General features: G+C 50.6%; 22 protein-coding genes. 19 read left to right on the top strand and 3 right to left on the bottom strand.

The genetic code is table 11. The features are described 5' to 3' along the window. Positions 1–90: 90 nt before the first annotated feature. On the bottom strand, positions 91–441 hold the full coding sequence (locus OCV62_RS02045) for a hypothetical protein (RefSeq protein WP_262584884.1): 351 nt from the start codon (positions 439–441) through the stop codon (positions 91–93). Between the two features lie 419 nt (positions 442–860). Between OCV62_RS02045 and OCV62_RS02050 the strand changes: the two genes are divergently transcribed. Next, entirely contained in the window at positions 861–2732 is a 1872-nt protein-coding gene (locus OCV62_RS02050; protein WP_262584886.1) for a DUF5722 domain-containing protein, read from the top strand. 13 nt (positions 2733–2745) lie between these two features. Here the strand turns inward: OCV62_RS02050 and OCV62_RS02055 are convergent, their stop codons facing one another. Next, positions 2746–3762, bottom strand: coding sequence for a LacI family DNA-binding transcriptional regulator (locus tag OCV62_RS02055; RefSeq protein WP_262584887.1), 1017 nt, complete (start codon positions 3760–3762; stop codon positions 2746–2748). 346 nt (positions 3763–4108) lie between these two features. On the opposite strand from OCV62_RS02055, the gene xylB reads away from it, so the two are divergent. The 17 genes from xylB (at position 4109) to OCV62_RS02140 (ending at position 23127) form a co-directional block, all read left to right on the top strand. Further along, positions 4109–5578, top strand: coding sequence for a xylulokinase (gene xylB / locus OCV62_RS02060; RefSeq protein WP_262584888.1), 1470 nt, complete (start codon positions 4109–4111; stop codon positions 5576–5578). Positions 5579–5600: 22 nt separating this feature from the next. Further along, positions 5601–6218 (top strand): DUF4867 family protein, encoded by a 618-nt coding sequence (locus OCV62_RS02065; protein ID WP_262584889.1) that lies wholly within the window; start codon positions 5601–5603, stop codon positions 6216–6218. A 74-nt stretch (positions 6219–6292) separates the two neighbouring features. Beyond that, complete coding sequence (locus OCV62_RS02070) at positions 6293–7777, top strand: L-fucose/L-arabinose isomerase family protein (RefSeq protein ID WP_262584890.1); 1485 nt, start codon at positions 6293–6295, stop codon at positions 7775–7777. Positions 7778–7900: 123 nt separating this feature from the next. Then, positions 7901–10030, top strand: coding sequence for a glycoside hydrolase family 3 C-terminal domain-containing protein (locus OCV62_RS02075; protein WP_262584891.1), 2130 nt, complete (start codon positions 7901–7903; stop codon positions 10028–10030). Between the two features lie 221 nt (positions 10031–10251). After that, positions 10252–13650 (top strand): ATP-binding domain-containing protein, encoded by a 3399-nt coding sequence (locus OCV62_RS02080; protein WP_262584892.1) that lies wholly within the window; start codon positions 10252–10254, stop codon positions 13648–13650. Positions 13651–13680: 30 nt separating this feature from the next. Then, positions 13681–14343, top strand: coding sequence for an L-serine ammonia-lyase, iron-sulfur-dependent subunit beta (gene sdaAB / locus OCV62_RS02085; RefSeq protein WP_117961479.1), 663 nt, complete (start codon positions 13681–13683; stop codon positions 14341–14343). 14 nt (positions 14344–14357) lie between these two features. After that, complete coding sequence (sdaAA, locus tag OCV62_RS02090) at positions 14358–15224, top strand: L-serine ammonia-lyase, iron-sulfur-dependent, subunit alpha (RefSeq protein WP_262584893.1); 867 nt, start codon at positions 14358–14360, stop codon at positions 15222–15224. A gap of 234 nt (positions 15225–15458) precedes the next feature. Further along, on the top strand, positions 15459–15887 hold the full coding sequence (locus OCV62_RS02095) for a bacteriohemerythrin (RefSeq protein ID WP_021915861.1): 429 nt from the start codon (positions 15459–15461) through the stop codon (positions 15885–15887). Continuing rightward, a complete protein-coding gene (locus tag OCV62_RS02100; protein WP_021915862.1) occupies positions 15847–16566 on the top strand; it encodes an NAD-dependent protein deacylase in 720 nt (239 codons plus the stop codon). Before OCV62_RS02095 ends, OCV62_RS02100 begins: the two co-directional genes overlap by 41 nt. A gap of 25 nt (positions 16567–16591) precedes the next feature. After that, on the top strand, positions 16592–16774 hold the full coding sequence (locus OCV62_RS02105; protein ID WP_021915863.1) for a DUF951 domain-containing protein: 183 nt from the start codon (positions 16592–16594) through the stop codon (positions 16772–16774). A gap of 96 nt (positions 16775–16870) precedes the next feature. Next, positions 16871–17161 (top strand): 30S ribosomal protein S6, encoded by a 291-nt coding sequence (gene rpsF / locus OCV62_RS02110; protein WP_021915864.1) that lies wholly within the window; start codon positions 16871–16873, stop codon positions 17159–17161. A gap of 14 nt (positions 17162–17175) precedes the next feature. Continuing rightward, complete coding sequence (locus OCV62_RS02115) at positions 17176–17637, top strand: single-stranded DNA-binding protein (protein ID WP_021915865.1); 462 nt, start codon at positions 17176–17178, stop codon at positions 17635–17637. 156 nt (positions 17638–17793) lie between these two features. Further along, a complete protein-coding gene (rpsR, locus tag OCV62_RS02120) occupies positions 17794–18057 on the top strand; it encodes a 30S ribosomal protein S18 (protein ID WP_021915866.1) in 264 nt (87 codons plus the stop codon). A 320-nt stretch (positions 18058–18377) separates the two neighbouring features. After that, positions 18378–20435: a DHH family phosphoesterase gene (locus tag OCV62_RS02125; RefSeq protein WP_021915867.1), complete on the top strand. Its 2058-nt coding sequence runs from the start codon at positions 18378–18380 to the stop codon at positions 20433–20435. Next, positions 20432–20878 carry a 50S ribosomal protein L9 gene (gene rplI / locus OCV62_RS02130; protein WP_021915868.1) on the top strand — a complete coding sequence of 149 codons (447 nt, stop codon included), beginning with the start codon at positions 20432–20434 and terminating at the stop codon, positions 20876–20878. The genes OCV62_RS02125 and rplI overlap by 4 nt, the downstream gene beginning before the upstream one ends. A 113-nt stretch (positions 20879–20991) precedes the next feature. Then, on the top strand, positions 20992–22335 hold the full coding sequence (gene dnaB / locus OCV62_RS02135; protein WP_021915869.1) for a replicative DNA helicase: 1344 nt from the start codon (positions 20992–20994) through the stop codon (positions 22333–22335). 129 nt (positions 22336–22464) lie between these two features. After that, a complete protein-coding gene (locus OCV62_RS02140) occupies positions 22465–23127 on the top strand; it encodes a helix-turn-helix domain-containing protein (protein ID WP_262584896.1) in 663 nt (220 codons plus the stop codon). 153 nt (positions 23128–23280) lie between these two features. On the opposite strand, the gene OCV62_RS02145 is transcribed toward OCV62_RS02140, so the two are convergent. Then, the gene (locus OCV62_RS02145; RefSeq protein WP_021915871.1) at positions 23281–23451 is read right to left on the bottom strand and encodes a DUF362 domain-containing protein; all 171 of its coding nucleotides are present in this window, start codon (positions 23449–23451) and stop codon (positions 23281–23283) included. Positions 23452–23645: 194 nt separating this feature from the next. Here OCV62_RS02145 and OCV62_RS18145 point away from each other — a divergent pair, with 194 nt between their 5' ends. Then, positions 23646–23948 carry a DUF1858 domain-containing protein gene (locus OCV62_RS18145; protein WP_317258831.1) on the top strand — a complete coding sequence of 101 codons (303 nt, stop codon included), beginning with the start codon at positions 23646–23648 and terminating at the stop codon, positions 23946–23948. Positions 23949–24154: the final 206 nt, after the last annotated feature.

Below are 24154 nucleotides of genomic sequence, written 5' to 3' on the forward strand. Positions count from 1 at the left end.
GGATCGCACTGCGGCGGAATGGTAGAATGTCGCTTACGCGACCCGCCGCAGGCGGAGAATCCTGTAGAGCAGGATTCTTTTTTATCCAATTTAATTTTCCATCATTTTCCGGTTATATTGTCTGCGCTGAAGCGATTCTGTATTTCTGTGTTTCTGACGCGACTGGTAAAAGGAATACTTTGCGGTTGCTTTTGCGACAGCGGCGAGGGGCTCGGAAGCGCCGGATGCAATCTGTGGATCGGAGAGACAGATTGCCGGATTATCGAACTTTTCGAGCGTTCCCTTTTTGGAAAATGCGGCGCATACGGTTTGCCAGCCGGATAAGAACCGTACATACATCCTTCCGCTGATTCGGTCCTGCGGAGTGTCAGCCAGTGAAAAGTCTGCTAACACCAGTAAAAGGAAAATTGCAGCTGCCATCATCATCATCGATTCCATCATACGCTCACCCTCTTTTCTTTTGTACCTCGCTGATATTTCCGAGGCATAAGATTTTTCGCCCACACAGGAGCAAGCTTATGTGGGCTTAGACCTTTTGACCCTGACATTGTATTGTCTGACTATATTATAATATCTTCTATATTTTCGGTCAATTTATTTTCAAACATTCTTTCGAAGGATTCAGTTCTTCGCAGTTGTATACCGGGAAAATGGTGTAAAGTATGCTATTTGTCCCAAAAATCTGTTGCAATCGTAATTTCGATGATGCTATGATATAAATCGGATGTTTTTTTGAAAAAAGGATGGCATGTGCGCTGTGCGAAAGGCTCAGCTTCGATGGCAGGACGCGACTTTTTCGGTGCCGCATGTTTCAGTCCGTTGCAGCAGGCCGCAGCCGGATGGGTGCAAAGAGGAGTATTGTGAAGGAAAACAAAAACGGGAGGCAGAACAGTCAGAACGCAGAAAAGAGGAGCCGGAAAAGAAAAAATCCGAAAGCAGTCAGACAACTGACAGCGATTTATGTTGCGCTGGTGCTTGTAGCGGCGGGCGCGATCGGTGGAGGGGTATTCTGTGCGGTGCATTCGACGAGGGTAACAGAAGAGCTGATTGCGGAAAACACGCAGGAATCGACGACGGAAGAGGAAAGCACAGTTCCTGCTGCTATAGAAGAAACAGAAGAGACGCAGGAGACGGAACCCGAAACAGAAACGGAGACAGAGACGGAAACCGAAATGCTTGTCGAGCTGACAGAGGACAATATCGACGGCTATGTAAAAGTGGAATCCTGCAAAATTGCGCAGGGGACAGGAACCTTTTCGGTAAAGGCGTCGGTGGAGGAAAAGCCGGCGAGCGATGATGATAATTTTTACCTGCTCAAAATGAACATGTACGATACCGAGCTGGATGCCGGGGCAGAGCCGATCGCGTCCGTGCCGAAGGACAAGGAATTTTCCCTGACGGCAAATGTCAACGAAAATCAGGTGGATTCCAGGCTGATGTCGAAATTCGTCGTAGCGGTAAAATTAAAGGATGCGTATGTTCCGCTCTGTGATCCCTGCTATATGACAAACCCGGAGGTACTTGCGTCTTATCAGGCGGCATATCCGCAGCGTTCTTCGATTAAAGGGATTTTAGTAGATCCGCTTCGGGTAGATGAGCTGGATGAGCTGCATGTCAACCATGCGGCGTACAATATTCCGGTCGGAAATATTCTCGGGGAGACGACAAACGGCTTGTTCCCTACGGTTTATTATACATACGACGGCAGAACCTATGCGTTTAACGGTCAGCGGATTGCGGAATATGATTCTATTTTTTCCAGGCTGACGGCAAAGGGAATTACGATTTCTGCGATTCTGTTAAATAATAAGAGCAGCGCGTATCCGGAGCTCACCCATCCGCTTTCCCGGGGCGGCTCTGCTAATTATTATGCGTTCAATGCAGCGGAAGCAGATGGCGTGGAGACGCTTGCAGCGGTCGGCGCGTTTTTGGCGCAGAGATACCGGGACAATGACCACGGGATTGTCATGAACTGGATTGTCGGCAACGAGGTCAACGTCCGTTCTGATTGGAATTATATGCAGTACGTCGATCTGGATACCTATGCGAGAGAATACGCGAACGCGGTGCGCGTTTTTTACAACAGCATCAAGAGTATGAACGCGAATGCGAGAGTCTATGTTTCGATGGATCAGCAGTGGAATCGGGATCTGTCGTCGAAGAACAGCTATGACGTGCGTGATCTGCTGGTTTCGATGAACCAGGTGATTTCCTCCGAGGGAAATATCGACTGGGGACTTGCAGATCACCCCTATGCGTATCCGCTGACGAATACGACGTTCTGGAATTCGTCCGGCAAGATTCAGAAGCTGATTACCAATTCGGAAAATACGTCGATCGTGACAATGCAGAATATCAATGTCATTACGAACTTTTTGCAGAAGGAAGAAATGCTGACGGCGGACGGCGAAGTGCGCCCGGTGATTCTGAGCGAGCTGGGATATTCTTCTTCCCAGGGAGAAATCAATCAGGCGGCGGCATTTGCCTATGCCTACTATGCAGCAGAGAACAATCCTTATATCAATGCGATCCTTTTGTCCAGACAGACGGATGCGGGAGAAGAGATTGCACAGGGACTTGCACTGGGACTGTCCACTCAGGGCGGACAGCATAAATATATTTACGAGGTTTACAAAAATATCGATCAGGTAAATTCCAACAGCTATACAGAGTTTGCAAAATCCGTCATCGGGATCACGAACTGGAGTGAAGTGATACAGCCGGCAAACTAAAGGGGCGGCGCGTTTACAGGTTTTCCAAAATCCGAATGTCCACAGCGGTATAATAAAATTCGCGGTCAGGTGCCTCACCTGCAGTCAGATAATCGAACAGCAGCTGGATGGGTTTTGAGCCCTGAATGGCAGACTGCTGGCAGATCACAGCAGAAATAATGTGCTGCTCCATCAGCTCTTTTGTAGCAGGAATTTTGTCATAAGCAAGAATATGGATGTCGGTGCGGTTTAGGGAAAGAACCGCGCGGCAGCCTCCATAAACACCGGCAGCGGTAAAGTAGAGGGCGTTGATGTCTGGATGTGCAGACAGCAGCGCTCTTGTTTTATCGTAGCTTTCAAAATCATCATCGCTGTTTTCAATCTCGGCGATGACCCGGATGCGCGGATAGCAGGCAGAGATCCGGTCGCAGAAACCGGCAATCCGGTCGGTATGGCAGAGTACCTGGGAGGAACCGGTGACGATACCGGCGCGCACTTCCCCGGAGGTCATGAGATTCATCAGACCGGCAGCAGTCTGCCCGCAGCGGTAAAAGTCGCTGCCGACAAAAGCAAGACGGCTGGAATTACGGATATCCGTGTTGGTGGTGATGACGGGAATCTGGCGGCTCTGCAGCTGATCGATTTTGTTCGCGACGGCTGTGTCGTTAAAAGGGCTGATCACGAGTCCATCAATACCTTCTGCCTCCAGCTCGGCGATAGCCTGCAGCTGCTCCTGCGCAGAAAACCCGGTCTTCTTTTTGAGAACGGAGCAGTTGTAGCTGTTTAATTCTTCTTCTTTGGAAAGAACGCTGTTCCATACTTCATCAAAAAACGGATTTCCGGTGTCGAATAAAACGACGCCGATCCGGACCATCTTTCGCTGTGCGGCGAGGGCGATTCCGGCGCGGTTTGGCTTGTAGTCCAGTTTTTTTGCAATATCATTGACCAGAGCGGCGGTGGCTGCGTTGACGGAGCCGCGATGATTGAGCACGCGGTCGACCGTGCCGCGGGACACCCCCGCCAGTTCTGCGATTTCCCGAATGGTTGCCATAGTTACCAATTACCTCATTGTTTCTTTTCATAACAGTTCCTTTGAAGCGTCTGCACATTTAGCGTAGCATGATGAAAATGGAAAGTCAACGAATCGCGGCATGGTTTGCGTGCCCGCGCACAAAAATGGGAAAATGCACAAATTGGAAACGCAGGCGTGCGGAGGAAACGGCATGGTTTTGGTGAAAATTCTGAAAATAAATTGGGGTCTTGATTTTTTATGGTCTAAAATCTATGATAAAGGCATGGTGAAAGAACGACAGGGAAAGTGTGTCATGATTTTATATCATAATCCCTTGTGTGTGCTTGCGTGCACGGGCACGCAAAACAGAATAAAGGAGTAGAATATGTATTACATTGGAATCGACCTGGGAACTTCTGCAGTGAAGCTGCTTTTGATGGAAGGAAACGGGAAAATCGTAAGAGTTACCTCAAGGGAGTATCCGCTGTACTTCCCGCATCCGGGCTGGTCGCAGCAAAATCCGGAAGACTGGTACAAGCAGTCCATGGACGGGCTTTGTGAACTGCTGGATGGAATCGACAAGAGCCAGGTGGCGGGCATCAGCTTCGGCGGTCAGATGCACGGATTAGTTGTGCTGGATGAAAATGATCAGGTCATCCGTCCCGCGATTCTCTGGAACGATGGCAGAACCTTCCGGGAAAACGACTATCTGAATCAGGTGATCGGCAAGGAGAAGCTTTCCGAATATACGGCAAACATCTCCTTCACCGGATTTACTGCGCCGAAGATTTTGTGGATAAAAAACAACGAGCCGGAGAACTTTGCACGGATCAAAAAGATCATGCTGCCGAAGGATTACCTGGCATATCGTCTGACCGGCGTACATTGCACGGATGTATCGGACGCTTCCGGCATGCTGTTATTCGATGTGAAGAACCGCTGCTGGTCGGAAGAAATGTGTGAGATCTGCGGCGTTCATAAAGAACAGCTTGCAAAGGTCTATGAAAGCTATGAGACAGTCGGCACGCTGCTCCCCGAAATCGCGCAGAACCTCGGTCTGCCGGAAACCGTAAAGGTAGCAGCAGGTGCAGGGGATAACGCGGCGGCAGCAGTGGGAACCGGAACAGTTGGAAACGGTCAGTGCAATATTTCTCTCGGAACGAGCGGAACGATCTTTATTTCCTCCGATCAGTTTGCAGTGGATAAAAATAATGCGCTGCATGCCTTTGCCCATGCGGATGGACATTACCATCTGATGGGCTGCATGCTGAGCGCGGCGTCCTGCAATAAGTGGTGGATGGACGAGATCATCGGCACGAAGGATTATGGGACAGAGCAGGCGGCGATCACGAAGCTTGGCGAAAATCACGTTTACTTCCTGCCGTATTTGATGGGTGAGCGTTCTCCGCATAATGATCCGGATGCGAGAGGCACCTTTATTGGAATGACGATGGATACGAGCCGCGCGGACATGACGCAGGCGGTGCTCGAAGGCGTTGCCTTTGCCCTGAGGGATTCTTTTGAAATTGCAAAATCCCTCGGCATCCAAATCGACCGGACGAAGATTTGCGGTGGCGGTGCAAAGAGCCTTCTCTGGAAAAAGATTATTGCCAATGTGTTGAATGTGAAAGTGGACGTGCCGGAAACCGAAGAGGGACCCGGCTACGGAGCGGCGATTTTAGCGGCGGTTGCCTGTGGCGAGTACGCATCTGTGGAAGAAGCAGCGCAGAAGCTTTTAAAAGTCGTGGACACGGTGGAGCCGGATGCAGAGCTTGCAGCGAAATACGAAGAACGTTACGCGCAGTTTAAACAGATTTATCCGACGGTGAAGGAGCTGTTCGGAAAATTGAAGTGAGACACAGAAAGGAGATACGATCATGCAGATTTATGAAGTGACAGACCCTCTTTTTAAAGAGTATGGCAAAATCATCGACAGCGTGGAGCTGACAGAACTGCTGGCAGAGATGAAGCACACGCCGGTGCCGGAGGACGTGGTATATGTGGCTTCCGAGCCGAAGCTGGAAGCGCTTGCGGTCATGAAAGAGCTGACGGACAAAACCTATGGCGAGCTTCCGATCCAGATCGGCTATTGCAACGGTCATAACCGGAAATTAAACGCGCTGGAATACCACAGAAGCTCTGAGGTGGACGTAGCGGCAACAGAGCTGGTGCTGATGCTGGGAAAACAGCAGGACATCACAGAGGAGTTTACCTATGACACCTCGAAAGTCAAAGCATTCCGGGTTCCTGCCGGGACAGCGGTAGAGCTGTATGCGACAACCTTACATTATGCACCCTGCCATACAGAAAAAGGCGGATTCCAGTGTACAATTGTACTTCCGAAAGGAACGAACCTCGATCTGGAAAAAGACCATCAGGGCGGTGAAGACGGTCATCTGACTGCCAAAAACAAATGGCTGCTGGGACATCCCGAAGGCGGTCTGCCGGAAGGAAGCCCGATGGGACTGATCGGTGAAAACCTTTCCCTGGATTAAAAATTACAGGCAAAACAGTTCCTGTATATATAGTTTCAGACGTTGCGCCTGACATAAAAATGGAGGATTTTATCATGAAAAATTTACCTAAAGTGAAAATCGGTATTGTAGCAGTCAGCCGGGACTGTTTCCCAGAATCTCTGTCTGTCAACAGAAGAAAGGCTCTGGTAGAGGCTTACAAGGCAAATTATGACGTTGCGGATATTTATGAATGTCCGGTCTGTATTGTAGAGAGCGAGATCCATATGGTACAGGCTCTGGAGGATATCAAGCAGGCAGGCTGCAACGCGCTGTGCGTATATCTGGGCAACTTCGGTCCGGAAATTGCAGAAACCCTGCTGGCAAAGCATTTTGACGGTCCTGTCATGTTCGTGGCTGCAGCAGAAGAATCTCAGAATGATCTGGTCGGCGGCAGAGGTGACGCATACTGCGGTATGTTAAATGCAAGCTACAACTTAAAGCTTCGCAATGTAAAGGCATATATTCCGGAATATCCCGTTGGAACCGCAGCAGAATGTGCGGATATGATCCATGATTTTGTTCCGATCGCAAGAGCGATCATCGGTTTAAAGAGCCTGAAGATCATCAGCTTTGGTCCCAGACCGTTAAATTTCCTGGCTTGCAACGCACCGATTCAGCAACTCTACAACCTGGGCGTTGAAATCGAAGAAAACTCCGAACTGGATCTGTTCGAAGCGTTCAACAAGCACGCCGGGGATGAAAGAATCCCTGCAAAGGTAAAAGAGATGGAGGAAGAGCTGGGTGAGGGCAACAAAAAGCCTGAAATTCTGGAAAAGCTTGCACAGTATGAGCTGACCCTGCTCGACTGGGTAGAGGCACATAAGGGCTACCGCGAATACGTTGCAATTGCCGGTAAATGTTGGCCTGCATTCCAGACACAGTTCGGCTTTGTTCCCTGCTATGTCAACAGCCGCCTGACCGGTATGGGTATTCCGGTATCCTGCGAAGTGGATATTTACGGCTGCTTAAGTGAGTTTATCGGAACTGCAGTCAGCGACGATGTTGTAACCTTACTGGATATCAACAACAGCGTGCCCGACGATATGTATGAAGAGTCGATCCGGGGGAAATTTGATTACACCCATAAGGATACCTTCATGGGCTTCCACTGCGGCAATACCTGCTCCAGAAAGCTGGCGTTCTGCAGCATGAAGAATCAGATGATCATGGCGAGATCCCTTCCGGTTGAAGTGACAAACGGCACTCTGGAAGGAGATATTATCCCCGGTGATATCACCTTCTACCGCCTGCAGTCCACCGCGGACAACAAGCTACGGGCTTACATCGCACAGGGCGAGGTTCTGCCGGTTGCTTCTCATTCCTTTGGTTCCATCGGCGTATTTGCAATTCCGGAAATGGGACGCTTCTACCGCCATGTGCTGATTGAGAAGAACTTCCCGCACCACGGCGCAGTTGCCTTCGGCCATTACGGCAAAGCACTGTACGAGGTATTCAAATACATCGGCGTTCCGGTAGAGGACTTAAACTTCAATCAGCCCAAGGGCATGATGTATCCGACAGAGAATCCGTTCGCATAAAGCATATGGGAAAGGGCAAGAAAGATTGAAAAATAAAATTTTTCAATCGCGAGATTTGTGTCTGCGCGCACTTGACACAAACTCGACATGCGCAAAAAGCGTGCGCAGAAATGAGCGGAAAAAATGAGTAAATACAGGGAAAAGGCAGCAGCTCTGGCTGCACAGATGAATCTGGAAGAAAAAGTAGGACAGACGCTTTACACCGCTCCGGCGGTGGAGCGCCTTGGCATTGTGTCCTATAACTGGTGGAATGAGGCGCTGCATGGTGTGGCAAGAGCGGGCACGGCGACGGTATTTCCGCAGGCAATCGGCATGGCGGCGACATTTGATGAGGAGCTGTTAAAGCAGGTCGGCGATGTGATCGCGACCGAGGCACGTGCAAAATATAACGCACAGCAGAAAGCGGGCGACCACGATATTTACAAAGGACTGACGTTCTGGGCACCGAATGTGAATCTGTTCCGCGATCCCCGCTGGGGCAGAGGACAGGAAACCTACGGAGAAGATCCATATCTGACTTCCCGTCTGGCGGTCGGCTTTATTAAAGGTCTGCAGGGCGAAGACCCGGATCATTTAAAGGCTGCGGCGTGCGCGAAGCATTTTGCGGTGCATTCCGGACCGGAGGGCATCCGACATGAGTTCAACGCAGTCGTATCGAAGCAGGATCTGTATGAAACCTATTTGCCGGCATTCAAGGCATGTGTGCAGGAAGCGAAGGTAGAAGCCGTGATGGGCGCCTATAACCGGACAAATGGCGAGCCCTGCTGCGGAAGCAAGACACTTTTGCAGGATATCCTGAGAAAAGAGTGGGGATTTAAGGGTCACGTTGTCAGTGACTGCGGCGCGATTGCGGATTTCCACGAAAACCATAAAATTACCAAGACGCCGCTGGAATCCGCGACGATGGCGATGAACAATGGCTGTGACTTAAACTGCGGCTGCGTTTTTCCGAATTTGAGAGATGCGGTGCGCGGCGGCTATGTGGATGAAGCGCGTCTGGATGAAGCGGTGACAAACCTGATGGAATGTCGGATGAAGCTGGGAATCCTTGGCGATGAGAGACAGGAAGAACTGGATAAAATCGGTTACGATCAGGTAGATCTTGCTTCCAGCAAGGCACTGAACCAGACCGTTTCCAGAAAAAGCCTTGTCCTTCTGAAAAATGAGGACAATTTCCTTCCTCTTGACAAGAGCAAACTTCATACGATCGGCGTGATCGGTCCGAATGCGGATTCCAGAAAAGCGCTGGTGGGCAACTATGAAGGAACTGCATCCCGCTATATCACAGTGCTGGAAGGCATTGAGGATTATGTCGGGGATGATGTAAAGGTTTATTATTCCGAAGCCTGCGACCTCTGGAAGGACAGAACCAGTGGACTGGCACAGGCGGACGACCGGATTTCCGAAGCAAAAGCAGTCTGCGAGGTCAGCGATGTGATTATCGCGGTGATGGGACTGGATTCCAGCATCGAGGGAGAGCAGGGGGACGCCGGCAACGAATTTGCAAGCGGCGATAAAAAAGACCTGCTGTTCCCCGGTCTGCAGCGTGAGGTGCTTGAGGTCGCATATAGCAGCGGAAAGCCCGTGATCCTGGTATCCATGACCGGCTCTGCAATGGCGCTGGAATGGGAGGATGCGCACTGCAAGGCAATTCTGCAGGCATGGTATCCCGGCGCGGCAGGCGGAAAAGCTGTCGCAGAGGCGATTTTCGGAGAATACAGCCCGGAGGGCAAGCTGCCGGTAACGTTCTACCGCACCTCTGAGGAACTGCCGGAATTCACTGACTATGCGATGAAGGGACGCACCTACCGCTACATGGAAAAGGAAGCGCTTTATCCCTTCGGCTTCGGACTTTCTTATACCTCCTTTGAACAGGGAAAGACGAGCGCAGACCGTATGGAAATCGAGGCAGGCGGACAGCTTCGAATCAAAACTTCCGTAAAAAATACCGGAAAATTTGCAGGCGGACAGACCATTCAGGTTTATGTCAAAGCGCTTCGGGACAATACACCGAACGCGCAGCTCAAAGGCTTGAAGAAGCTTTCCCTGCAGCCCGGCGAGGAAAAAGAAGTGGGAATCGTGCTGGCTGACAAGGCGTTTGCTCTGTACGACGAGGACGCACACTTTATGCTGGAAGAAGGAGATTACGAGGTTTCCGTCGGCATGCAGCAGCCGGATCGCAGAAGCAGCGAGCTGACCGGACAGACCTGCAGTGTTCTGAAGGTACACTGCAGCGAGACAAAGGAGCTGTAAGGCAGCAATACGAACAAAAACAATAGAATGCACGCTCTGCGAGCATTCTATTGTCATGAACTACAGGACGCCCTGCACTGCAGGACGTCCTGTTTTGGATACAGAAAAAGAAATTTGCCTGACAGCCGGCAAAGCAGTGTCTTTTGGTTGTAATCGCGCGGACGAACAGGTACAATAGAGGGACAGCTAAAGGAAAGAGCAACAGAAGAAAGGAGCGCTGTATGAAGCGAAATACAAGCCGTAAGGCGGAAGAAGCTTATCTGGCGGAAACTCTGAGGGTCGTGCGTGACAACGTGTGGGAATATGGACAGGAAGTTGCGAAGATGCAGGAGGATATCGATGAAATGCTGGAGCATTATCATGATAACGATGCGGAAGTCCTGACGATCCTGAACAATACCGTAACCATGCACACCCATATGAAGCGGGCATTGGAGCGCAATGAAAAGGCGCTGAAAAAGCCCTACTTCGGGCGAATTGTTTTTCATGACGAGGCATTAAATAAAGAAGAATCCCTCTATATCGGACGGGGCGGCATCGCAAAGGATACCACCCACCAAATGGTGACGGACTGGCGTGCACCGGTGGCCAATGCCTATTATGAAAACGGATTGGGAAAATGCAGCTACCCCGTACCGGATGGTCAGCAAATGGAGATCGAGCTTTTGCTCAAACGGACGTATGAGATCGAGGATGCAAAGCTGATCGACTATTATGATTCGGAAGTCGTGGCAAACGATGAGCTTCTGACGCGGTATCTTGCAAAAAATAAAAAGGCAGTTCTGGGCGAGATTATTGCGACAATCCAGCAGGAGCAGAACGAAATTATCCGGAAATCGCCCTATCACAGCATGATCGTGCAGGGCGTGGCAGGCTCTGGCAAGACCACGGTGGCGATGCACCGGATTTCCTATATTTTATACAATTATGAAGAACGGTTTCAGCCGGAGGATTTTTATATCGTCGGCAGCAACCGGATTTTGCTGGACTATATCACGGGTGTCCTGCCGGATCTGGATGTGTATGGCATCCGACAGATGACGATGGAGCAGCTGTTTGTACGCCTTTTATATGAGGACTGGGACGAAACCTACCGCATCTGCCCGGTGCGCGATGCCGGGAAAGACGGTGCGGTGCGAGGAACCCTTGCGTGGTTTGAAAAGCTGCAGAAGTTTTGCAGCAGAGTGGAGTGGAACACGATCCCGAGGACGACGGTGTTGTTTAACCGGAAGCAGTTTGTAGAGGGGCTTCGGGACGGTCGTGTCGGTGTGTTCGATGAGAGCGGCGGCAAAAATGACCCGAAAGATATGGTCGTTTTGATGACAGGAGAGGCAATTGAACGTTATATCCGTCAGAATCCGTCCGTGTCCGCGCAGAGCAAGGTGCTGATGCTGCAGGAGCGTTTGATGGGAAAAGTGGAGGACGAATTTTTAGGAAAGGGCATAAGCTATACCTTAGAAGAAAAAAAGGCAATCCGCCGCTCAATGCGTAAAAGGTTCGGCGCAAGGCAATGGAAAAAATCCGTTTATGAGATGTATCATGATTTCCTGACAGAGCAGAAACAGCAGGGCGTCTGCGTCGAAGAACCGCAGGAGGAGCTGGATGTGTACGACCTGGCGGCACTTGCCTATCTGTATCGCAGAATGCGGGAAACGGAGGTCATCAGCGAGGCGCATCATATCGTTGTGGATGAAGCGCAGGATTTCGGTGTTATGGTCTATGCAGTTTTAAAAGAATGCGTCAGAAGCTGCACTTACACGGTCATGGGGGATGTATCCCAGAATATCCGCATGGATTACGGTATCAGCGACTGGGAAGGGGTGAAAAACATCCTGCTGACCGGAGAACGGGATAACTTTTGCGTACTGAGAAAAAGCTATCGAAATACCGTAGAAATTGCAAATTTTGCATCGGACATCCTGGCGCACGGAGAGTTCCCGGGGTATGGGGCAGAGCCGGTCATTCGGCATGGCGAAGCGGTTGGCATCCGACAGACAGCAGGAAGGGATCTGTACCGGGAAGCGGCAAAAATCTGCAAAGGATGGCAGACAGACGGTTTTGACACAATCGCGGTGATCTGCCGGGATCAGAAGCAGGCGCAGGAGACGGCAGAGCTTCTGCAAAAAGAGCTGCCGGTTATGCCCTGGGATCCGGAAAAAGCGTCGTTTGAAAAAGGAATCATGGTATTTCCGGTGGAATATACCAAGGGACTGGAATTCGACGCGGTTCTGCTGCTCAGCCCGGATCGGGAGTCCTATCCGATAGACGATGGACACGCGAAGCTTTTGTATGTCGCGGCGACAAGAGCACTGCACCGGCTGGAGGTTCTGCACACCGGCAACCTTACCGGGCTGATCGCAGACCCGATTCCGAAAAGGAACAAAAAGCGGGCGGACGATGCGGGACGTCGGACCGCGCCCGGCGATCAGCGGAGTACCGGTTCCGGTGCGCCCGTCTCACGCACGGCAGGACGGGCGGAGAAAACGTCCGACACGGCGCAGACATCGGCATCCGGTGCGAAGAAAAAGGTCGTCATCGTGCAGAATCCGCCCGGCGGACAGGAAGCACCGTTGCCATATGGAACGGGTGCGATGCAGGAAAGTGCGGACGCACGCAGCGCAGGCGGAAAAACACAGGGCAGTGCCCATCCGGCGGCAGCTGCACCCCGGCCGACGTCTGCTGGTGCCGGCTGGACGTCGCGCCCGAAGCCGGTTATTTCCGGTCAGCCGCAGAAAGCCCTCCATCCGCTGGCGTCGCTGTACGGGAGCAACAGCCAGACTGCACAGGGATCTGGCAGAGCTGTAGGCAGTAGACAATCTGCACAGGCAGCTGGCAGAACGGTGAACGGCACGGTACAGCCGCGTGTCACAGGCGATATGCATGCCAGCACAGCATCCGGTGTCCTTTCGTTCGGTGAACTTCCGGATACCGCGAAGCTGCGGGCGGCGGGACATGCGAAGATCGACCATTCGATTCGCTGGGTACAGCGTAAGGAGGACGGTCTGTATTTACAGAGCCGTTATGGAGTGACCCGTTTGAGCCCTGTCGGCAGCGGAATTCTGCGCGTCACTTTTTCACGGGGCGAGATGCCGCCGGTGCATCCTGCAATCGCCGTCACCCGGGTGGAGAAAAACTGGCAGATGCGCGAAAAACCGACGCTTGTGGAGATGCGAACGCCGGAAATGTATGTGGTTGCGGACAAAAAGACAGGTGCGCTGCGGTTTCTGGATAAGGACAGCGAAATCTTGCTGGAAGAAAGTAGACAGGATCGCTGCCTGATCGAAAATGCACCAAACGGTGGGCGCAGCAGGCTGTTTTTTGACTGGAAAAAAGGAGAAGGGCTCTATGCAGCAGGCGCGCTCGGTAAAGGCGGAATCCATCTGGAAAAGACGGCGCGGTGCATCTCCCATGGAGTCGAAAACGAACTTCCATATCTGATTTCCGACCGAGGCTATGGCATTTTGTTGGCATCGTCCAAAGAAGTGATCTTCTGCAGCCTGCCCGTATACGGAAACCAGATTTGTCTGGAAGGTACGCAGCAGCCGGATTATTATATTATTGTAGGGAAAAAATTAGAGACGCTGTTGAAGGCCTGCGCATATCTGTGCGGAAAGCTGTGAGAAAAAGCGTGTCTGAGGAATGGAGAAGCTATGAACATACTGGATATTGTTGGGCCTGTGATGGTAGGACCCTCCAGCTCCCACACGGCGGGGGCGGTGCGGATCGGTCAGACGGTGGGAAAGCTTTTGGGAGAACGGGTCGTGAATGCAAAGATCGGGCTGCACGGCTCTTTTCTGGCAACAGGGCGCGGACATGGAACAGACCGCGCGATTGTGGCGGGACTGTTGGGGCTGGCAGTGGACGACCCGCGGATTCCGGAAAGCTTCGCAGAAGCAAAAAAGGCAGGGCTTTCGTTTTCCTTTGAAGGAATCAGCCTTATGAATGCGCATCCGAATTCCGTTCGGCTGGAGGTGACCGGAGAGAGCGGGCGAAAGCTGGAAGCGATCGGTGCATCGATCGGCGGCGGACGGATCAGAATCTGCGAGATCGATGGACTGACTGCAAATTTTTCCGGGGAAGCTCCGACACTGGTTGTATACAATCAGGACAAGCCGGGCTGTATTGTAAAAGTAACGTCGCGCCTGGGCGAAGCCGGGATCAATATCGCGACGATGCAGGTGTACCGGGACGAACGCGGCGGACATGCCGTTATGGTAATCGAAGTGGATCAGGAAGTACCGCGGGAGCGGATTGCAGCACTGGAGCAGGAAGAGGGCATTGAAAAAGTAATCTACCTGTGTCTGGAAGAATAGGAGGCAGCAAAGATATGTATCGTTCATTGGAAGAGATCTGCAAGGAAGCTGCAGCGACAGGCTGCAGTTTCTGGGAGCTGATCCAAAAAGATGACTGCCGGGAGCGGCAGATTGCACAGGAGGAATCCTTTGTACAGCTGCAGCGCATGTACCAGGCGATGAAAGAGGCGGATCAGGACTACGACGAAACCCTGCATTCCCGCAGCGGACTGGTGGGCACGGACGGCGGCAAGCTGGAGCACTATGTGGAGCAGGAAGAGCCGATCTGCGGCGATTTTCTTGGGCGCGTGATGGAAAAGGCGGTCAAAATGGGAGAGTCCAACGCCTGTATGAAACGAATTGTCGCAGCGCCTACGGCGGGTGCGTGTGGCGTTGTGCCGGCAGTTTTTCTGAGCATGCAGGAAAAATATCATTATACGGATGAAGAAATGACAAAAGCGCTGTATGTGGCGGCCGGCATTGGAGGGGTAATCGCATCCCGGGCGTTTATCGCGGGCGCGCAGGGCGGTTGTCAGGCGGAAATCGGTTCGGCATCGGCAATGGCAGCAGGAGGTGCGGTGCATTTGCGGGGCGGCTCTGCAGAGGCGGTGGCGCACGCAGCAGCAATGGCACTGAAAAATCTGCTGGGTCTGGTGTGCGATCCGGTAGCAGGTTTGGTAGAAGTACCCTGCGTAAAACGAAACGTATCCGGCGCGGTTGTCGCCCTTTCGGCGGCAGACATGGCGCTTGCCGGAGTGCGCAGCAGAATTCCTCCCGACGAGGTGATTGACGCGATGCGGGAGGTCGGAATTTCGATGCCGGCATGTCTTCGGGAAACCGGAGAAGGCGGTCTTGCCGCGACGCCGGAGGGAATTAAAATGCGGGATCGCATCATGGACTGAGTATGCGCTGAAAAAAGGTCTGTGTATCTGAAAATGCACACTTTCGGAAGGCAAGATTTGTTGTAAACTATGGCTGTTTATGGTACACTTTTTCTATCTGAAACGTTTTGGGTCCGATGGGAGAGGGAAGGACATGGTTGGAGTTTGCCAGCGCCAGGATATGATGTTGTCTGGATGCGCTAGGACGCCAACAGACGTTTAACGAACGTGAAAATGACAGGAGAGAAAGCAGGAATGAAACAGAACAAAGAAGATTTTCTGACGGGTGTAGGAGCAGTAGATGCAGAGCATGTGGTTCTGCTGGATCTGACAGACCAGGTGGGTGCGCTTTTGGCAGATGAAAACATGCTGTTTAAATGTGCGGATATTCGACAGCTTTTAAAGCGGCTGGAGGATTACACGACGATGCACTTTACACATGAAGAGCAGCTGATGGAAAAGATGGGCTATGGCGGAATCGAAGAACAGAAGAAACAGCATCGGATGTTCGTGCAGAAGCTGGAAGAGTTTACCGATCGGGTATCGAAGCTTTCGCTCGGTACGCAGGACGCCATGATTCAGGATTTGTTTGAGTATCTGCAGCAGTGGCTGCAGGATCATATCAAAGTTGAGGATATGAAATATGCCAGATTTGCAATGGAAAAAACTAAAGGAGATTGTTGATCAGAGCGATAACATCGTTTTCTTTGGCGGTGCGGGCGTGTCCACGGAGAGCGGAATCCCGGATTTTCGCAGTACGGACGGTCTGTACCATCAGGAATACCGTTATCCGCCCGAGACGATTTTAAGCCATACCTTTTTTCGGCAGAATCCGGAAGAATTCTACCGGTTTTACCGTGCCAAGATGCTGGCGCCGCACGCAAAACCAAACGCTGCGCATAAAAAGCTTGCCCAGTGGGAAAAGGAAGGCAAATTAAAAGCGGTCATCACGCAGAATATTGATGGATTGCATCAGGCTGCCGGCAGCAAAACAGTGTTGGAGCTGCACGGAAGTACGCTCCGCAATTATTGCATGAAGTGCGGGCGGTTTTACGATCAGAATGCAATTCTGGAAAGCACAGGGGTTCCGCACTGCGAATGCGGCGGCGTGATCAAACCGGATGTCGTACTCTATGAAGAAAGCCTGGATCAGAAAGTGCTGAAAGAAGCGGTTTCTTTTATCAGCCATGCGGATGTGCTGATTGTCGGAGGAACCTCATTGGTCGTTTATCCGGCGGCGGGGCTGATTGATTACTACCGTAGCGATAAACTGGTTTTGATTAACCGGACGCCTACGGCGCGGGATTCGGCAGCGGATCTGGTCGTTACAGGCAGCATAGGGGAGATTTTTGATTCTCTGTAAAACGGAATCTTATAAGGAGATTTTCATGGATATTCAGGTCGGAGATGTGGTGACGCTGAAAAAACAGCATCCCTGCGGCAGCCGGGAATGGGAAGTCCTGCGGATCGGAGCGGATTTTCGGCTCAAATGTGCAGGCTGCGGTCACCAGATTATGATCGCACGCAGACTGGTTGAAAAAAATCTGCGTGATATTAAAAGAAAAGCTTGAAAACAATATGATTTCATGGTATTATAGATACCCGTGATATATATTCCTTGCTCCTTTTATTGGAAAGGGGCCAGAGACCAAAAGGAGGTAATTAGCATGAACAAGTACGAATTAGCTGTGGTTGTCAGTGCGAAAATCGAAGATGAAGAAAGAGCTGCGGTTGTTGACAAGTGCAAGGCGCTGATCGAAAGATTTGGCGGCACCATCACCAACGTTGATGACTGGGGCAAGAAGAGACTCGCTTACGAGATCCAGAAGATGAAAGAAGGCTTCTATTACTTCATCCAGTTCGAGGCTGAATCTTCTGCACCTGCAGAGATCGAAAGCCGTATTCGCATCATGGACAACGTATTGAGATACTTAGTTGTCAAGAATGAGACGAAGTAAGAAAGAGAGTCAATATGAATAAAGTTATTCTTATGGGCCGTCTTACCAGGGATCCCGAGGTTCGGTATTCCCAGGGAGACAACGCTATGGCGATCGCCAGATATACACTGGCTGTGGATCGGAGATTTAACCGCAATAATAACGATGAGAATTCCGCAGACTTTATCGGATGCGTTGCATTCGGCAAGAGCGCAGAGTTCGCAGAGCGGTATCTCCATAAGGGAACCAAAATTGTGGCGACCGGCAGAATCCAGACTGGTAGCTATGTCAATAAGGATGGCGTCAAAGTGTATACGACTGATGTTGTTGTGGAAGATCAGGAGTTTGCAGAGAGCAAGAACAGTGCAGCCAGTAACGATGGGGGTTACAATGGCGGCGGTTATAACAGTGCACCTGCAAGACCCCAGCCTGCTGCAGCGACAGACGGCTTCATGAACATTCCGGATGGAATCGACGAGGAGCTGCCGTTCAACTAAGCAAAATTTTTGTTTCACAAAAATTTTGCGCTACATCTCGAGCACGAAGTGTTTGAGATGTTTCCCGTTTTAATTTTCCGCTCGCGGAAAATTGCGCTGCTTCTCGGATGCAAAGCATTTGAGAAGTTTCTATATTCAAACAGGAGGTAAACCATCATGGCATTCAATAAATCTGAAAGACCTGACGCTCCCGCACGGAGAAGAGGCGGCATGCGCAGAAGAAAGAAAGTTTGCGTATTCTGTGGTAAGGACAATGTGATCGATTACAAGGATACCAATAAGTTAAAGAGATACGTTTCCGAGAGAGGTAAGATTCTTCCCAGAAGAATTACCGGCAACTGCGCAAAGCATCAGAGAGCTCTGACTGTTGCAATCAAGAGAGCACGTCATCTGGCACTTATGCCTTACGTTGCTGAATAAATCATCAGACATTTGGGACTGCCGTTTTTGTGAAATTCACGAACGGCAGTCTTTTTAAGTTAACAGTTCACTTGTACCGTTTGGGGGCAGATTTCATGCTCGCATGAAAATCTACCTACAAAAAGGTACGAATGGCGCGAGTGAACTGTACAACTGTACCTTTTTGTCGTACCCTGCGCGCAGATGCCAGTTATTTTTATGGAATTTTCCAAAAAGAAATGGTATACTGAATGCATGCTTCCAAAACGGGGCATTTTTACTGCAATCATACACAGAAATGATAAAGGTGCCTGTCTTTCTGACAGGGCATAGGTGTGTTTATGAGAACAAAAAAGAGAATTAGGCTGAAAGGCAGGCTGCGTATCTATATGCAGACCTCCCTTTATATGGGGATTTTACTCCTGATCGTGGATATCGGAACGTATTTTCTGGATGTCCGTGCAGGCTTTCTGCTGACCTGCTTTCTGCTGTTTTATTTTGGAATGATCATTTTACTGATGTTCTATAACAGACCGATCATTTTGAACGAGCTGATCAGCTTTGCAACGCAGTACGGGCAGGTACAGAAGACGTTGCTTCGGGATATGGCGATTCCCTATGCGCTTTTGGATGAAACCGGACGGGTCATCTGGTGCAACGATGCCTTCCGTGCTGCAATCCACAGCGAAAAAGGCTTTCATAAGTCGATTACCTATGTATTTCCGGCAATCACGCGGGAGCGTCTGCCGCAGGGCGAGCAGGAGGCAGAAATCGAGATCTCCTTTGAAGAGAGCGATTATATCGCGCATATTACGCGGGTATCGCTGCGGGGGATGATATCGGAAGACAGCGACGTTTTAGATGACGAGGATTATGACAGCTGCCTGTATGCGATGTACCTGTATGATGAGACCGCATTAAAGCTTGCGCTTCGGGAAAACGACGCGCAGTCGCTGGCAGTCGGTCTGATTTACCTGGATAACTACGAAGAGGCACTTGCGAGTGTGGAAGAAGTACGGCGATCCCTGTTAAAGGCGCTGATCGACCGAAAAGTAAACAAATATATTTCCAGCTTCGACGGAATCTGCCAGAATATCGAAAAGGATAAATATCTGGTTATTTTGAAGAAAAAATCCGTAATGCAGATGCAGGAGCAGCGCTTTGAACTGCTTGAGGATGTAAAGACGGTCAACATTGGCAATGAGATGGCGGTAACACTGAGCATCGGTATTGGTCTGGACGGTCTGGTTTATGCACAGAATTACGAATTTGCCCGCACGGCGATTGACTTTGCACTGGGACGCGGCGGTGACCAGGCGGTAGTCAAGATGCCGGACAAGATCAATTATTACGGCGGAAAGAGCCAGCAGGTAGAAAAAAATACACGTGTCAAGGCCCGGGTCAAAGCCCATGCATTGCGTGAAATCATCACGAGCAAGGACAATGTCCTGATTATGGGGCATAAGATCGGCGACGTGGACAGCTTCGGCGCGGCAGTGGGAATTTACCGGATCGCGCGGACACTGGAGCGGCGTGCACAGATCGTGTTGAACGATGTGACGACTTCGCTTCGCCCGATGGTCGATCTGTTTTTGAACAATCCGGAATATGAAAACGACATGCTGCTGACGAGCGCTCAGGCGTTGGAATGTGCGGGGCCCAATACCGTTCTGGTGGTTGTGGATGTCAACCGTCCGTCACTGACGGAATGCCCGGAACTCTTAAAAATCTGTAAATCCATCGTCGTTCTGGATCATCACAGAGCCGGAACGGAGACGATTGAAAACGCGACCCTTTCCTATGTGGAAACCTATGCGTCGTCCGCCTGCGAAATGGTATCGGAAATCCTGCAGTATACAAGCGATGGAATCCGGATCAAGAGCGAAGAAGCGGACAGCATGTATGCCGGCATGGTGGTAGACACGCAGAACTTTATGACAAAAACCGGCGTGCGCACGTTTGAAGCAGCTGCATTTTTGCGCAGAAACGGCGCGGACGTAACCCGTGTCCGCAAGCTTTTCCGGGAAAATGCGGCAGAATATAAGGCAAAGGCGGACGCTGTCAGCCAGGCGGAAATTTACCGCAATGCCTATGCAATTTCGATCTGTCATTCCGAGGGACTTGCGAGCCCGACTGTTGTGGGTGCGCAGGCTGCAAACGAGCTTCTGGATATCAGGGGCGTCAAGGCAAGCTTTGTCCTGACGGAATATCAGAATAAACTGTTTTTCTCAGCACGCTCCATCGACGAAGTCAACGTACAGGTCATCATGGAGCGGATGGGCGGCGGCGGACATTTGAACATCGCAGGCTGTCAGCTGGAAAATACGTCCGTGGAGGAAGGCATTATTGTACTGAAGCGGACGCTGGATAAAATGATTGAGGAAGGTGAAATATCATGAAAGTAATTTTACTGGAAGATGTCAAAGCACTTGGCAAAAAGGGACAGGTTGTAGAGGTATCCGACGGATACGCAAAGAACTTTATTCTGAAAAAAAAGCTCGGCCTGGAAGCGACCGGCGCTAACATGAACGATTTGAAACTCCAGAAAGCGAGAGACGAAAAGGTTGCGCAGCAGCAGCTCGACGCTGCAAAAGAGCAGGCGGCTTTGCTGGAAGAAAAATCCGTAACCCTGTCGATCAAGGCTGGCGAGGGCGGAAAGGCATTCGGCTCCGTATCCAGCAAGGAAATCGCAGCTGCCTACAAGGAGCAGTGCAATATGGAAATTGATAAAAAGAAAATTCAGCTTCCGGAGTCGATCAAGACCTTCGGCATGCATGAAGTGCCCGTAAAACTGCATCCGCAGGTAACCGGAAAGCTTCATGTGAAAGTAGTGGAAGCGTAAAGACAGAGGATAAGATTGAAAAATAAAATTTTTCAATTGCGGGATTTGTGTCTGCGCGCACTTGACACAAACTTGACATGCGCAAAAAGCGTGCGCAGAAATGAGCGGAAAACATGGCAGCAGCAGATGAGGCGATTTTAAAAAGGGTACTCCCCCACAGCATTGAGGCGGAGCAGTCGGTCATCGGTTCGATGATTATGGACCGGGAAGCGATTGTGGTTGCGTCCGAAATTATTACGGGAGAGGATTTTTATAACCGGCAGTATGGCGTGCTGTTTGAAACGATGGTGGAGCTAAACGACAGTGGCAGACCGGTGGATCTGGTCACGCTGCAGGACAAGCTCCGGGAAAAAGATGTGCCGCCTGAAATTTCAAGTCTGGAGTTTATCCGCGACCTGATTACGGCGGTGCCGACTTCTGCCAATGTAAAATATTATGCCGGGATCGTTGCGGAAAAATCCACACTGCGCAAGCTGATTCGGCTGAATGAGGAAATCGCGAACACCTGCTATGCAGGCAAGGAGGGTCTGGAAGAAATCCTTGAGACGACGGAGAAAAAGGTCTTTGATCTGGTTCAGCGCCGAAACACGGGTGATTTTGTCCCGATCCGTCAGGTCGTTATGAACGCGATGGATCGAATCGAAAAGGCTTCCCGCAATAAAGGAAACGTAACGGGAATCCCGACAGGTTTTATTGACCTGGACTATAAGACAGCGGGACTGCAGCCCTCCGACCTGATTCTGATTGCGGCGCGTCCTTCCATGGGCAAAACCGCGTTTGTCCTGAATATCGCACAGAATGTGGCGTTCAAGCAGGGAATGACGGTAGCAATGTTCAGCCTGGAAATGAGTAAGGAACAGTTCGTGAACCGACTGTTCTCCCTCGAATCCAAGGTGGACTCCCAGCATCTGCGTACCGGTAACCTGACCGATGCAGAATGGGAGAGCCTGATCGAAAGTGCCGGCGTGATCGGAAAATCCAATCTGATCATTGATGACACGCCGGGCATCACGATTGCAGAGTTACGTTCCAAATGCCGGAAATATAAGCTGGAATATGATTTGAAGCTGATCATCATCGACTATTTACAGCTGATGAGCGGCAGCGGCGGACGGTCTTCGGATTCCCGACAGCAGGAGATTTCCGATATTTCCCGTTCCTTAAAGGCACTTGCGAGAGAACTGCAGGTTCCGGTTATCGCCCTTTCCCAGCTGTCCCGTGCGGTAGAGCAGCGTCCGGAGCACAGACCGATGCTGTCCGACCTGCGTGAATCGGGAGCCATCGAGCAGGATGCCGACGTCGTAATGTTTTTGTACCGCGACGATTATTACAATCCGGATACGGAGAAAAAAGGCATCGCAGAAGTCATTATCGCAAAACAGAGAAACGGCCCGATCGGCACGATAGAGCTGGTATGGCTGCCGGACTATACAAAATTTGCCAATTTACAAAAGTAAACAGACGTGCGCACACTGCTTAAGCAGTGCGGCGGTACGTTTTAAAATCAGAACGACGAAAGAGAACAGAAGGCGGAAAAGATTTTATCCGCGCCTGTTCTTTTTTTACAGTTGTTTGTGAAGCAGGGAATGGAGGTTAAGATGACGGCAGAGGGAATGTATACGATTAAAGAAGCGGCAAAAAAGGTTCATGTCGAGGCGCATGCGCTGCGCTACTGGGAGGAAGAGCTGGGGCTTTCAATCAGCAGGAACGATCAGGGCTACCGACAGTACAGCGAGGAGGATATGGAGCTGCTTGAACGGATCCGCCAGTGGAAGGAGAAGGGAATGCAGCTCAAAGCGATCCGCCTGATGCTGTCGGAAAATGGCAGACTTTCCGTTCCGCAGGAAATCGTGCGGGAGGCACAGTCGATGCTGGAGAAGGGGGACGCAGGCGCTGCAGCAGCGCAGCAGGAACACGCACAGTGTGCGTTTACATCAGACAATTCGGATACGCTTCATTCGCAGCATGCGCTCACACCGGGCGGTGCCGATACGGTGGAGAACATCCTTCTGGATGAACGCAGCAGCAAGGCTGCAAAACTTCAGTATCTTCTGGAAAATCTCGTTTCCCGCGCAGTACAGGAGAGCAATGAGATGGTGTTAAAAGAGCTGGATTACCGGTTTCGGCAGATGGAAGAAAATGCGCAGGAGCGGGAACAGAAGCGGATGGAGCGGGAAGAGGAGCATTACCGGAAGCTGGACGAGCTGCTTTGCCAGAAAGGAAGAAGAAAGGGCAGACGGAGACGGTAGAAGGACGGGAAAGATTTGTGTCTGCGCACACTTGACACAAACCCGGTATGCGCAAAAAGCGTGCGCGAAAATGGGAAGACGCAAAAAAATAAGCGGAAGCCGATGAAAATCAACCTCCGCTTATTTTATGTGTTTTGCTTGTGTGGCTTAGACTCAGCCCTCAGAGATAGCGCCAACAGGACACTGACCTGCGCAGGAACCGCAGTCAACGCATTTAGCAGCGTCGATTTCGAATTTGCCTTCTCCCATAGAGATAGCGCCAACAGGACACTGGCCTTCACAAGAACCACATGAGATACAGGAATCACCAATTACGTATGCCATGATATAAATCCTCCTTTGAAATTTCTTTTTCTTATTTTAGCTCAAAAAGGCAAAATAGACAAGTACCAAATGGGGTACAAAACGGAAATTTAAAAACCCGCAAACCCGCATAAATACTGGGAAAACAGTAAGTTGAAACAAACTCAAGTAAGAGATGAACAACTATTTCCGGGACGGGAAAAAACAGGGGCAGAATGGAAGAAAAATGGACCGACCGGTTGCCAGATGAATGGGAATGTATTATACTGGTAAAGCTGATAAAGCGGCAGAAAACTGCCGACGGAAGAAAAAAGGAGGTTTGCCGGATGAGTAAATTCAATAAGGATATGACAATTGGTGAAGTACTGCGCATCGATATGAATGCCGCATCTGTCCTGATGGAAATCGGTATGCACTGCCTTGGCTGTCCTGCTTCTCAGGGTGAGACACTGGAAGAGGCTGCTATGGTGCATGGGATTCCGATCGAGAATCTGATGGAAATGCTGGATGAGCTGTAAAGCATTCAAAAATGCAGCTATTTTAAACAATAATATGTTTTTTCAGAGGGACTGACGCAGGACTTGTGCACAGTTCCTCCTGTTGTTTTTTGGCAATGTGCAAGGAAGAAAAAAGAAAATGTATAAAACAATGTACATTGCGCAAAACTGTTGACACTTTCCGCGTTGGGAAGTAGAATTGGTACATAAAGAACAGCATGGGAATC

It is taken from the genome of Gallintestinimicrobium propionicum, from assembly GCF_025567525.1.
GTDB classification, from domain to species: domain Bacteria; phylum Bacillota; class Clostridia; order Lachnospirales; family Lachnospiraceae; genus Gallintestinimicrobium; species Gallintestinimicrobium propionicum.